Here is a 12,473-nt window from a genome sequence, read left to right as displayed (position 1 = left end):
CCCCGACGGGGGCCGCACTTGCGCGACAGTTCGCCAATACGCCGCACCGCATGCTGGCCTTGGAAATGGGCGGCAACAATCCGCTGGTCATCTGGGATCTGGCAGACCGCGACATCGAGGCGGCCGCGTTGATCGTCGTGCAGTCGGCGTTTCTGTCGGCCGGGCAGCGCTGCACCTGCGCGCGCCGCCTGATCCTGCGCGACGGCGCGCACGAGGTGCTGCTGGATGCAGTGGTCGCGCTTGCCGACCGGCTGCGCATCAGCGACCCGTTCGCAGACCCGCAACCCTTCATGGGACCGGTGATCGCGAACGCCGCCGCCGATCATCTGATCGCAAGGGCGCGCTCGATCGGCGGCAAGTCCATCCGGTCACTGCAACGCCTGCACGATGGGTTGCCCTTCCTTTCGCCCGGCATTCTCGATGTGACGGGCATCGCCACGCCCGACGAGGAATTGTTCGGCCCGTTGTTGCAGGTGGTGCGCGTCGGCGATTTCGACGCTGCGATCAATGCCGCCAATGCCACCCGCTTCGGGCTTTCCGCAGCGCTGCTTGGCGGCGACCGCGCGCTTTATGAACGCTTCTGGCAGCAGTCGCGCGCGGGCGTCATCAACTGGAACCGGCCAACCAACGGCGCGGCATCGAACGCACCGTTCGGCGGCATCGGCCTGTCGGGGAACCACCGCCCGTCGGCCTATTATGCCGCCGACTATTGCGCATGGCCGGTTGCCAGCGTCGAAGCGGAAACGCCGTTCCTTGCGCCACCGCCGGGGATCGCCTGATGCCTGAACTGCAACTGGATGGCCTGATCGGGCCGACGCACAATTATGCGGGCCTCAGCCTCGGCAATGTGGCGGCCTCGGCCAATGCCGGCCAGACCAGCGCGCCCCGACGCGCGGCGCTGCAGGGGCTGGCGAAGATGCGGCTGGTGCTGTCGCTGGGGGTGCCGCAGGGCCTGCTGCTGCCGCACGAGCGGCCGAACACCGGCTGGCTCAGGGCAATGGGCTTCGGCGGTTCCGACGCGCAGGTGCTTGCCGATTGCGCCCGCTCCGACCGGCAACTGCTGGCCGCCGCCTGCTCGGCGTCGGCCATGTGGACCGCAAACGCTGCAACGGTAAGCCCGGCGGCCGATACCGCCGACGGGCGGACGCACCTGACGGTCGCCAATCTGGTTTCGATGCCGCACCGCAGCCAGGAATGGCCGCAGACGCTGGGCCAGTTGCGGCTGGCCTTTGCCGACCGCCGCCATTTCGCGGTGCATCTGCCGGTTGCGCCCGGTTTCGGTGACGAAGGCGCGGCAAACCACATGCGGTTCGCGCCATCGGCCGAAGAACCCGGCGTGGAAATGTTCGTTTACGGCGTGCATCGGGGCGGCGCATTCCCGGCACGCCAGCACCTGCGGGCAAGCCAGGCTGTCGCCCGCACGCATGGCGTCAGGCAGGTGCTGTTCGCCGAACAGTCGGCGGCGGCGATCCAGGCGGGGGCGTTCCACAACGATGTGGTTGCGGTTTCGAACGGCACGTTGCTGTTCGCGCACGAACAGGCCTTCGAGGACCGGGCGGCAACCCTTGCCGCGCTTTCCGCCAAGGTGCCGGGGCTGATCGTCGTCGAGGCGCCGTCTGCCGAAGTGCCGCTCGGCGACGCCGTTTCCTCCTATCTGTTCAATGCGGCGCTGCTTGCCGTTGATGGCCGCATGGCCCTGATCCTGCCGCGCGAAGCACAGGATAACCCGCGTGTCTGGCGCTGGTTGCAACGGGTGCAGCAGGATGCAGCAAACCCGATCGACGAACTGCATGTGCTGGATCTGCGCGAATCGATGCGCAACGGCGGCGGGCCTGCCTGTCTGCGCCTCAGGGTGCCGCTTGGGCAGGCGGCGCTTGCCGCAGTCGATCAGCGGTTCCTGCTGGACGAACAGCGGATCGAGCGGCTGGAACGGCTGGTCGAGGAATATTGGCCCGCCGAAATCGCGCCCGCCGACCTTTCGAACGCAGAGCTTTGGCAGCAATGCACTGCCGCGCGTGCGGCGCTGCTTGCAGAACTGGGGATCGCAGCCGAAGAACTGGGTGGCTGAACCCGCCCCGGTTATCGGGGTTCAGTCTTCAGGGGCGACCGTCACCTTCAGGCCGTCCAGCTCATCGGTGAACTTCATCTGGCAGGAAAGCCGGCTGTTCTGCTGGCGGTGGTCGCCACTGTCCAGCAGATCGGATTCGTCGTCGTGGGCACCGCCGACCTGATCCTGCCATGCTTCATCGACATAGACATGGCACGTCCCGCAGGAGCAGCAGCCGCCGCACACTGCAAACAGGCCATCGAAGCCGCTGTCCCGGATGACTTCCATCACCGACAGGCCGGCATCGCCGGTCACGGTCTTTTCGTTTCCTTCGCGGTCGACGATGGTCAGCTTCGGCATGTCACGCTCCGATTTGGCCCGTGACCACCACGGGTTTCCCGCCTATTAGCGCGGTCAGTGTCATCTGCAACCCGATCAGGAAGGAGAGGGCCTTGGCAGGAAGGAGAGGGCGTTGGGCCTGAGCGAAGCGCACATCGCCGAAGCAATGGCCGCGATCGCGGCCACCGACCCGCTGTTTGCGAAGGCCGCCGCCGCCCATGGCGCGCCCCAACCCCGCATCCGGCCACGCGGATACCGGACGCTGCTCAGCGCCATCGTTTCACAACAGGTCTCGACGGCGGCGGCCGCCAGCATCTGGCGCCGCGTAGAGACTGCGGTAGGCGACGTCGACGACCCGAAGCGCCTGCTGGCGATTGCCCCCGAAGCGCTGCGCGCTGCCGGGCTGTCACGGATGAAGGTCGAATATGCGCAAAGCCTCGCCGCCCTCGTTGTCGATGGCTCGCTGCCATTGGCCGCGTTGCCCGACGACGACGAGGAAGCGATCACGCTGCTGACCTCGGTGCGGGGGCTTGGGCGCTGGTCGGCGGAAATCTACCTGCTGTTCGCCGAAGGCCGGCCCGATGTGTTCCCGGCAGGCGATCTGGCGTTGCAGGTGCAGGCAGGGCGCCTGTTCGCCGATGGCAACCGCCCGTCCGAACGGCAATTGCGCGAGCTTGCCGCCCGCTGGCAGCCGCATCGCGGCGTCGCTGCTCTGTTCCTGTGGCACTGCTATAACGCGCCGCCGCTATGATCCAGCACGTCACATCCGCCTCGAACGGCACGCTGAAACGCCTGCGTTCCCTGCGCGAGAAAAAATTCCGCCGCATCGAAGGCCTGTTCCTGGCCGAAGGGTTGCGCATCTGCACCGAGGCGCTGGAAGCGGGCTGGGTACCGCGCGTGCTGCTGTTCGCCGAAGGCAAGGGCGATCATGCGCTGGTGCGGCGGCTGGTGCAGGCAACGCTGGGCGGTGGCGGCACCGTTATCGAAACCACCCCCGACCTGCTTTCCGGCGTCACCGGCAAGGACAATCCGCAGGCGGTCGCCGCAGCCTATGCACCCCGCGCAATGGCGCTCGATGCGCTGACTCCGGGTGCGCGCACCCTCGTCTGCGAGCGGCTGCGCGATCCCGGCAACATCGGCACGCTGCTGCGCGCCTGCGACGCCACTGCGACATCGGCGCTCATCCTGCTGGATGAATGCGCCGACCCCACCAGCGTCGAAGCCGTCCGCGCTTCCATGGGCGCGTTTTTCACCGTCCCCTGCATCAACGCGACAACGGAAGACTTCCTTGCATGGAAGCAGCAGCACAACGCCGTGCTGACCGGCACCGCGCTGGACCCTCGCGCCCAGGATTACCGCAAAGCGCGATACCCGGCGCCTTCCTTGCTGCTGCTCGGCAACGAAGCGCAGGGCCTGCCCGAGCGGCTGATGGCAGCGTCGGATAACCTCGTCGTCATGCCGATGCGCGGCAAGGCCGACAGCCTGAACGTCGCCATGGCCGGAACGCTGCTGCTTTACGAAGCCCTCTATCAGCAGGAAGGCTGACCCGGCCCTACACCATCACGAAGGCGTTCAGCTTGTTGCCGTCGAGGTCGCGGAAATAGGCGGCATAAAATCCTTCCCCGCGCGGGCCGGGGGGGCCTTCGCAGGTGCCGCCGTTCGCCAGCGCGATTTCGTGCAGCTTGTGTACCTGTTCCTTGTCGCGCGCAGCCAGCGCCACCATCACCCCGTTGCCGACGGTCGCCGGCTTGCCGTCGAACGGCTTGGTCGCTGCGATGCCGGCCGGCCCGTCGGGTGTGCCCCAGGCGATGAAGGTTTCATAATCCATCATCCGCCCCACCCCCATTTCGGCGGCGATCGCATCATAGAATTTCCCGGCACGCTGAAGATCGTTGGTGCCAACCGTAACATATCCGATCATCTGGAATCTTCCTTCCCGATTCGGAACATATACGGAACAATGTGCATCTGCAACGTGTAACGAACGTTGCGTTTTTGCAACCGAATGTCATCAAGGCGATCGTGCGAATTGCTAACGGCGCGACGCGCTCCTACATTGGTGCGTTCACGAAAGGTTTCGAATGTCCGAAGGTAACCGCAAGCCGCCGTCTCCGCTGGTCCGCAACATCCTGATGTGGGCGGGAATCCTGCTGGCACTGGTGCTGCTGGTTCAGTTGTTTCAAGGCCCGTCGGAACGCGCTTCCGCCGGAGACGAGATCGCCTATTCCGACTTCCTGACCAAGATCGACGACGGGCAGGTGAAGGAAGTTGCGATTTCCGGGCGCGCGATCGTCGGGCGGCTTTCGAACGACCAGAAGTTCCGCACCTACAACCCCGGAGACGTGCAGCTCGTCGAGCGCCTGCGCGCCAAGAGCGTGAAGTTCGACGCCGTGCCCGAAGAACGTCCCGGCCTGATGCAGCAGATTCTGGTCGGCGCGCTGCCGTTCCTCATCATGATCGGCATCTGGATCTTCTTCATGCGCCAGATGCAGAGCGGGCAAGGCCGTGGCGCCATGGGCTTCGGCAAGAGCCGGGCCAAGATGCTGACCGAAAAACACGGCCGCGTCACCTTCGACGACGTCGCCGGGATCGACGAAGCACGCGAGGAATTGCAGGAAATCGTCGACTTCCTGAAAGACCCGTCGAAATTCCACCGGCTGGGCGGCAAGATCCCCAAGGGCGCGCTGCTGGTCGGCCCTCCGGGCACCGGCAAGACGCTGCTGGCCCGTGCCATCGCCGGAGAGGCCAATGTGCCGTTCTTCACCATTTCCGGGTCGGATTTCGTGGAAATGTTCGTCGGCGTCGGCGCGTCGCGCGTGCGCGACATGTTCGAGCAGGCGAAAAAGAACGCGCCCTGCATCATCTTCATCGACGAAATCGACGCCGTCGGCCGCCATCGCGGTGCCGGTCTCGGCGGCGGCAACGACGAGCGCGAGCAGACGCTGAACCAGTTGCTGGTCGAGATGGACGGCTTCGACGCCAACGAAGGCATCATCATCGTCGCGGCGACCAACCGCCCCGACGTGCTCGACCCGGCGCTGCTGCGTCCGGGCCGCTTTGACCGGCAGATCGTGGTGGCCCGCCCCGACATCGAGGGCCGCATCCGCATCCTGCAGGTGCACATGCGCAAGGTGCCGCTGGCGCCCGACGTCGATTCCCGCGTCATCGCGCGCGGCACGCCCGGCTTTTCCGGCGCCGACCTCGCCAATCTGGTGAACGAAGCGGCGCTGCTGGCGGCGCGCCGGTCGAAACGCCTCGTCGGCATGTCCGAGTTCGAGGACGCCAAGGATAAGGTGATGATGGGCGTCGAGCGGAAATCGATGGTGATGACCGAGGACGAAAAGAAGCTGACCGCCTACCACGAGGCCGGGCACGCTGTCGTCTCGCTGCACGAACCCGCATCCGATCCGATCCACAAGGCGACGATCATCCCGCGCGGCCGGGCGCTTGGCATGGTGATGCGCCTGCCCGAGCGTGACAGCTACTCGTTCCACCGCGACAAGATGTATGCGAACCTGTCGGTGGCGATGGGCGGCCGCGTCGCCGAGGAACTGATCTTCGGCCATGACAAGGTCACGTCGGGCGCCAGCGGCGACATCCAGATGGCGACCAATCTTGCCAAATCGATGGTCACGCAATGGGGCATGTCCGACAAGCTGGGGCCGCTGCAATACACCGAAAACCAAGAGGAAGTGTTCCTCGGCCATTCGGTTTCGCGGCAGCAGAATGTCTCGGAAAAGACCGCAGAACTGATCGACGCCGAAGTGAAGCGGCTGGTCCTTGATGGCTATGACAAGGCCCGGCAGATCCTGTCCGACCACCGCGAGGACCTGGAGGCGGTGGCGCAGGCGCTGCTCGAATATGAAACCCTGAGCGGCGACGAAATCGCCAAGGCCATCCGTGGCGAGACGATCGAACGGCCGGACGCCGCCGACAAGCTGCCGCCGCTGGGTGCGGGCGGCGTGTCGGGGCTGCCGAAGGCTGGCCGCCGTCGCGGCTCCGGCCTCGGAGACGTGGCGCCGCAGCCCTGAGAAATGGCGGCGATGCCGGTCCGCTGGCTCGGGCCTGTCGGCCTTGCCGCAACAGCGCTGCTGGCGGCAGGTGCGGCAAAGGCTGAAACCGTCGGCCGCGACCTCTGCGCCGACCGGCCGGGGCTTGGCACCCCCGCCTGCACCGTCGACCGGGGCACAGCGGTATTCGAACTGGGCATCGCCGACTGGACACGCACAAGCAGCCCCGGCACCCGCGCCGACGAACTGCTGGCAGGCGATGTGCTGCTGCGCGTCGGGCTTTCGCACCATCTGGAACTGCAATTGGGCTGGACGGCATTCGGCACGATCCGGGTGCGTGAAGCCGGCCAGCAAACCGGCGCCGAAAGCACGGGCGACCTGCTGCTGGCGCTGCGGCAGAACTTCTATAACCCGGATGGCACCGGCTTTTCGGCTGCGATCATGCCCTATGCCACCCTGCCGACCGGCGGGCAGGCGATCGGCGCCGGGGATTGGGGAGCCGGCCTGCTGCTGCCGCTCAGTGCCGATCTCGGCGGCATTTCGCTGGCGGCGACGCCGCGCATCGACGCAGTGGTAAACGAAAGCGGGCGCGGACGGCATCTGGGCTATGGCACGGTTACCGGAATCGACGTGCCGCTGGCGGAAAGCCTGTCGTTCACGGCCGAGCTTTCCCTCTATCGCGACCGCGACCCGGATCGGCACAGCACCGAAACGCTGTTCGGCCTGTCGCTGGGCTGGCAGCCGGGCGCCGACCACCAATGGGACATCGGCGCCAGTTTCGGCCTGAACCGCGAAAGCCCCGACCTGCAACTGGGCTTTGGCTATGTCCGGCGCTTCTGAACAGCCGCGAACCAGCAAAAACCAATAGCTGCAAGCCGCCCGCGTCTGCCCCTACCCATGGCAGAACACGAGAGAGGAAGCGCGGATGGAACTCGACCCGATGATCGCTACCCTGCTGGCAACGATGAAGGAGGGGCCGGAGGTATATCGGGTCGGCGTCGACACCGCGCGCGCGGGCATGGAAACCCGCGTCGAACTGCTGAAGCCGCTCGCGCCGCAGACGGTCGACACGCAGGACATTTCGATCGACACCGCCGATGGCCCGCTCGCATTGCGGCTCTACCGCTCGGCCGAGGCAAAAACGCCGCTTCCGGTGCTGGTTTACCTGCATGGCGGCGGCTGGGTTCTCGGATCGCTCGACACGCATGACAATGTCTGCCGCTTTTTGGCCGATCGCGGGCCGATGCTGGTGGTGAGCGTCGGGTATCGCCTCGCCCCGGAACACAAGGCGCCCGCACAGCAGCGCGATGCGCTGGCGGCGCTTGGCTGGGCGGCGGCAAACGCCACCCTGCACGGAGGGGACCCGACCCGCCTGCTGATCGGCGGAGACAGCGCGGGTGGAAATCTGGCGGCGCTTGCAGCACTCGAAAGCGGGCGCGCAGCCCCGCCTCTGGCCGGGCAGTTGCTGGTCTATCCGGTCACGGATTACCCGGCCGACGCCTACGCAAGCTACGCCGAAAATGCAGGCTTCGGCCTCGACCGGCAGGCGATGGAATGGTTCTGGGACCACTGGCTTGCCGAGGGGGCAGCCCCCGATGCCGCAACGGCGCCGATGCGCGCGGCCCTGCCCGATGATTTGCCGCCTGCCTATGTCATCACCGCCAGCCACGATGTCCTTCGCGACGAAGGCAAGGCCTATGCCGCCCGGCTTGCGGATGCGGGCGCGCTCGCCGCACACGATCATGTGCCCGGCACGATCCACGGCTTCTTCTCGATGGCGGGCCTGGTTCCGCTGGCAACCGAAACTCTCGAACGCGCCGCCGGCTGGCTGGCGCAGGCAAAGGCACGCCCATGACCATCGACCCGCGCACGCCAGTTCTCGTCGGCATCGCCCAGAGCGTCGACCGCACCTCTGCCCCGGCGGATGGCCATTCGCCGCAGGAAATGCTGGCGGCGGTCGCAAGGGCCGCGATCGCCGACAGCGGCGCCACCGGCGTCGAAGCGGCGATCGACGCCATCGCCGTCATCCGGCTGTTTCAGGATTCGGGCTTTCCGGCGCCGTTCGGCAAGCAGAACAACCTGCCCTGGAGCATCGCGCAGCGGATCGGCGCTGCGCCGCGCCACATGCTGTATGGGCCGGTCGGCGGCAACTCGCCGCAAATGCTGGCCAATATCTTCGCCGAACGGATCGCCAGCGGCGAGCACGACGTGGTGCTGCTGGCGGGGTGCGAACCGTTGCGGACGCAGGCCCGCGCGATGAAGGCAGGGGTCGGTCTGAACTGGGCCGAAGATGCGCCGGACGCCGCCGAAAGCTGGCCCGACAAGGTTCGCTACAGCTCGGCGCACGAACGCGCGCACGGCATCACCATGCCCGTCAGCATCTACCCATTGTTCGAAAACGCGCTTGCCTCCCATTACGGCCGCACGCCGGTCGCGCATCGGCAGGAAATCGGCAGGCTGATGGCGCGCTTTTCCGAAGTCGCCGCGAACAACCCCTATGCGCAGTTGCCGATCGCCCGCACCGCCGAGGAAATCATCACCCCCGAGGGGGACAACCGCTACATCAGCTACCCCTACACCAAATATATGAACGCCAACATGTTCGTCGATCAGGCGGCGGCCTTGCTGCTGATGTCGACTGCGGCGGCAGACCGGCTTGGCGTTCCGGCGGCAAAGCGGGTCTATCTGCACGGCACCGCCGACACGCATGAAAAATACCTGATCTCGGAACGGGTGAACTACTGGTCGTCGCCAGCCGTCAGGGTGGGGGCCGCGCACGCGCTCGGGCAGGCGGGCATCGGTGCGGCCGATTTGAACCACCTCGACCTCTATAGCTGTTTTCCCTGCGCCGTCGAAATCGCCGCCGATGCGATCGGGCTTGCCCACGACGATCCGCGCGGACTGACGCTGACCGGCGGCCTTCCCTATTTCGGCGGGCCGGGCAACAATTACGCCATGCATGGCATCGCCGAAGTGGCCGCCGCCTGCCGCGCGGCGCCGGGCAGGCCGGGGCTGGTGTTTGCCAACGGCGGGTTCCTTACTTCGCACAGCTTCGGCGTCTGGAGCACCGCGCCGCGCCCCTTCGAACGCCAGGATCCGGCTGCCTATCAGGCCGGGATCGACGCGATGGAAAGCCCCGCCTTCGACGAAAACCCCACCGGTGAAGGCACGATCGAAACGTTCACGGTGGTGCACGACAAGGGCGCGCCGGCGTTCGGCATCGTCATCGGCCGCGCGCGTTTGAACGGCCATCGCTTCATCGCCCAGGTTCGCGAAAATCCGGGCGCGCTGATCGACGTGGCCGTGATCGGCCGAACCGTCCAGCTTTCGCGAAACGACGAGGTCAACATCGCCCGGCTGGCCTGAACCGGCGCGCCCGCCTCGCAGGTGCGGCATCTGGCCTTGTTGCGTTTCATTCGCAACAAGGCCAGAACCATCGCATTGCTATTCCATGAACGAGGATGCGATGGACTTTCCCGACTTTTTCGCCGACGCCCCCACCATCACCCTGCGCGATCCGCTGGCAGTGTTTCTGGGCGCGTCGAAAACCGGTGTGATCCAATATGCCTATTCCGACGTCGTGAAACTTGCGGGCCATTCCTGCCCGACGGTCGCCGGTGCCTTCCTGATGGTTCGGCGTGGCCTGCGCGAATTGTATGGGGACGAAACCCCCGAACGCGGCGGCATCGAGGCGTTCCTGCAGGATTCACGCGACCATGGCACGACCGGGGTGGTTGCAGCCGTCGTCACGCTGCTGACGGGGGCCGCGCCTGAAACCGGCTTCGGCGGCATCGGGCCGCGCCAGCGGTTCAGCCGTCGCGGGCTGCTGCACTTCGACGCCGCAATCGACGGCACTTTGGCCCTGCGCCGGGTGGACAACGGCCGCGGCGTCGTCCTCGACCTCGACGCCGGGGTGGTGCCGCCGGATCCGGCGATGCAGGCGCTGTTTCCGCGCGTGCTGGCTGAACGGGCCGACGCCGCCTCGCTGTCGCAGTTCGGAAAGCTGTGGCAGGAACGGGTCGAGACGATGCTGACGACCGCCGCCGACAATCCGGGGCTGGTGCGCGCAAGCGAATGGAAGCAGGCGGCCTGAACAACCGCCCGCGTTCAGCCTGTCGCTGTCAGAGCTTGAAGCCCGGCGGCAGCGGCAGGCCCGCAGTCATTTTCTGCATTTCCGCATGCGCCACCTGATCGGCGCGGGCGCGGGTGTCGTTGAAGGCGGCGACAATCAGATCCTCGGTCATTTCCTTCGACTCGACCGACAGCAGCGACGGGTCGATCTCGATCGAGATGATGCGCCCCTTGGCCGACGCGCGCATCTTCACCAGCCCGCCGCCCGACATGCCCTCCACTTCCAGCTTGTCGAGGTCTTCCTGCGCCTGCGCCAGTTGCGCCTGCACATTGTTGGCCATCTTCAGAATATCATCGATACTTTTCACCTGAACACACTCCTGATCTGTGGGGCCGCTGCCTGCTTCGGCGCGCGCGGCTGAAGGATTTCGCTGCCCGGAAACGCCTGCATCAGCGCCTGCACATCGGAGTTTGCAAGGGCCAGCCGATAGGCTTCGTCCTGCGCTGCCTCGGCAACGGCAAGCAGGGTGGCAACGCCGGCGCGCGGCGGGCCGACTTCGACCTTCCAGTCGGCGCCGGTCCATGCGGAAAGGCAGCGACGCACGTCGGTGGCAAAGCCCGCAGGCAACTGCCCGATCTGCCCCAGATACAGCGACGCCGGCCCATCGAACGAAATCGCCACATCGTCGTGCAGCTTCTGCGCCAGCAGCGCCTCGCGGTCGTTGAACAGGGCGGCGATTCCCGCCGCATCCTGCGGTATCGCTTGCACTGCCGCATTCTGCGCGCGGGTGCCCGATGCCGGGACCGCAGGCGCCGCCAGCACCGATGCTGCGCCGCCGCCTGCTTCCAGCAACTTCGCCAGCTTCTCTGGGTCGGGAAGGCCCGCTGCATGGACGCAGCGCAGCACCGCCATTTCCGCCGCCTGCTGCGGCGCCGGCGCCAGCAACACTTCGCCATGCCCCTTCAGCAGCAACTGCCACAGGCGCGACAAGGCCGGGAACGACAATTGCTTCGACCAGCCAAGCACTGCTGCGCGATCCGCTTCGGGAAGCGCCGGGTCGGCGCTGCCGGAAAGCCGCGCGCGGGTGACGGCGTGCACCATGTCCAGCAGCCCGCCCAGCAGCGCCTGCGGTTCGACACCGGCGCCATGCGCCATGTCCATCGCGGAAAGGGCCGCCGCCGCATCGGCATCCAGTATAGCCCCCAGCAGCGCCGAAAGCCTGCCCCGGTCGGCAAGGCCCAGCATTTCGCGCACGGCGTCGGCCGTCACCTCGCCCTGCCCTGCCTGCGCGATCGCCTGATCGAGGATCGACAGCCCGTCGCGGACGCTGCCCTCGGCGGCGCGGGCGATCAGCGACAGCGCTTCCGCTTGGACCGCAACCCCTTCCGTTGCGCTGACTTTGGCGAAATGCTCGGACAACAGCACAGCAGGCACGCGCTTCAGGTCGAAGCGCTGGCAGCGGCTCAGGATGGTTGCCGGCACCTTCTGCACTTCGGTCGTCGCGAAGATGAACTTCACATGCGGCGGCGGTTCCTCAAGAGTTTTCAGCAACGCATTGAAGGCACCCTTCGAAAGCATGTGCACTTCGTCGATGATATAGACCTTGTAGCGCGCCGAAACCGGTGCGTAGCGCACCGCCTCGATGATCTCGCGGATGTTGTCGACGCCGGTGTTCGATGCGGCGTCGATCTCGATCACGTCCATGTGCTGGCCGGCGGCGATCGCCACGCAATTGGCGCAGACACCGCAGGGCCTGACCGTTGGACCGCCGTCGCCCTCCGGACCGATGCAGTTCAGCGCGCGTGCAATGATGCGGGCGGTCGAGGTCTTGCCGACACCTCGCACGCCCGTCAGCAGCCAGGCCTGCGCAAGGCGGTTGCGGGCAATGGCGTTGGCAAGGGTGGTGACGACGGCATCCTGCCCGATCAGCGCATCAAAGTCGCCGGGCCGGTATTTGCGGGCCAGCACGCGATAGGGTGCATCTTCAGGAAACAGGCTCATGCGG

General features: G+C 66.5%; 13 protein-coding genes. 9 read left to right on the top strand and 4 right to left on the bottom strand.

Features of this window, described 5'->3' with window-relative positions:
• Together AC16JP_RS11400 and AC16JP_RS11395 are read left to right on the top strand one after the other, a co-directional pair.
• Positions 1 to 779, top strand: a 779-nt coding sequence (locus AC16JP_RS11400; protein ID WP_484340736.1) for an aldehyde dehydrogenase family protein, incomplete at its 5' end; no start/stop codon positions are given.
• Positions 779 to 2,068: an N-succinylarginine dihydrolase gene (locus AC16JP_RS11395; protein ID WP_484340735.1), complete on the top strand. Its 1,290-nt coding sequence runs from the start codon at positions 779 to 781 to the stop codon at positions 2,066 to 2,068. The genes AC16JP_RS11400 and AC16JP_RS11395, both read left to right, overlap by 1 nt.
• Before the next feature lie 21 nt (positions 2,069 to 2,089).
• Here the strand turns inward: AC16JP_RS11395 and AC16JP_RS11390 are convergent, their stop codons facing one another.
• The gene (locus AC16JP_RS11390) at positions 2,090 to 2,407 is read right to left on the bottom strand and encodes a 2Fe-2S iron-sulfur cluster-binding protein (RefSeq protein ID WP_484340734.1); all 318 of its coding nucleotides are present in this window, start codon (positions 2,405 to 2,407) and stop codon (positions 2,090 to 2,092) included.
• Between the two features lie 112 nt (positions 2,408 to 2,519).
• Here AC16JP_RS11390 and AC16JP_RS11385 point away from each other — a divergent pair, with 112 nt between their 5' ends.
• Entirely contained in the window at positions 2,520 to 3,137 is a 618-nt protein-coding gene (locus tag AC16JP_RS11385; protein ID WP_484340733.1) for a DNA-3-methyladenine glycosylase family protein, read from the top strand.
• Positions 3,134 to 3,931, top strand: coding sequence for a TrmH family RNA methyltransferase (locus AC16JP_RS11380; protein WP_484340732.1), 798 nt, complete (start codon positions 3,134 to 3,136; stop codon positions 3,929 to 3,931). The genes AC16JP_RS11385 and AC16JP_RS11380 overlap by 4 nt, the downstream gene beginning before the upstream one ends.
• 7 nt (positions 3,932 to 3,938) lie before the next feature.
• On the opposite strand, the gene AC16JP_RS11375 is transcribed toward AC16JP_RS11380, so the two are convergent.
• Positions 3,939 to 4,307 (bottom strand): VOC family protein, encoded by a 369-nt coding sequence (locus AC16JP_RS11375; RefSeq protein WP_484340731.1) that lies wholly within the window; start codon positions 4,305 to 4,307, stop codon positions 3,939 to 3,941.
• 160 nt (positions 4,308 to 4,467) lie between these two features.
• Here AC16JP_RS11375 and ftsH point away from each other — a divergent pair, with 160 nt between their 5' ends.
• The 5 genes from ftsH (at position 4,468) to AC16JP_RS11350 (ending at position 10,489) form a co-directional block, all read left to right on the top strand.
• On the top strand, positions 4,468 to 6,417 hold the full coding sequence (ftsH, locus tag AC16JP_RS11370) for an ATP-dependent zinc metalloprotease FtsH (RefSeq protein WP_484340730.1): 1,950 nt from the start codon (positions 4,468 to 4,470) through the stop codon (positions 6,415 to 6,417).
• Positions 6,418 to 6,420: 3 nt separating this feature from the next.
• Entirely contained in the window at positions 6,421 to 7,236 is an 816-nt protein-coding gene (locus AC16JP_RS11365) for a transporter (RefSeq protein ID WP_484340729.1), read from the top strand.
• Between the two features lie 85 nt (positions 7,237 to 7,321).
• Positions 7,322 to 8,251, top strand: coding sequence for an alpha/beta hydrolase (locus AC16JP_RS11360; RefSeq protein WP_484340728.1), 930 nt, complete (start codon positions 7,322 to 7,324; stop codon positions 8,249 to 8,251).
• Positions 8,248 to 9,762, top strand: coding sequence for an acetyl-CoA acetyltransferase (locus AC16JP_RS11355; RefSeq protein ID WP_484340727.1), 1,515 nt, complete (start codon positions 8,248 to 8,250; stop codon positions 9,760 to 9,762). Before AC16JP_RS11360 ends, AC16JP_RS11355 begins: the two co-directional genes overlap by 4 nt.
• A gap of 85 nt (positions 9,763 to 9,847) precedes the next feature.
• Complete coding sequence (locus AC16JP_RS11350) at positions 9,848 to 10,489, top strand: hypothetical protein (protein WP_484340726.1); 642 nt, start codon at positions 9,848 to 9,850, stop codon at positions 10,487 to 10,489.
• Between the two features lie 28 nt (positions 10,490 to 10,517).
• Here the strand turns inward: AC16JP_RS11350 and AC16JP_RS11345 are convergent, their stop codons facing one another.
• Together AC16JP_RS11345 and AC16JP_RS11340 are read right to left on the bottom strand one after the other, a co-directional pair.
• A complete protein-coding gene (locus AC16JP_RS11345) occupies positions 10,518 to 10,835 on the bottom strand; it encodes a YbaB/EbfC family nucleoid-associated protein (RefSeq protein WP_484340725.1) in 318 nt (105 codons plus the stop codon).
• Complete coding sequence (locus AC16JP_RS11340; protein WP_484340737.1) at positions 10,832 to 12,469, bottom strand: DNA polymerase III subunit gamma/tau; 1,638 nt, start codon at positions 12,467 to 12,469, stop codon at positions 10,832 to 10,834. The genes AC16JP_RS11345 and AC16JP_RS11340 overlap by 4 nt, the downstream gene beginning before the upstream one ends.
• Between the last annotated feature and the right edge of the window lie 4 nt (positions 12,470 to 12,473).

It is taken from the genome of Sandaracinobacteroides sp. (assembly GCF_057137845.1).
The sequence above is the reverse complement of the archived record's forward strand: the minus strand, read 5'-3'. Positions and strand labels throughout refer to the sequence as shown.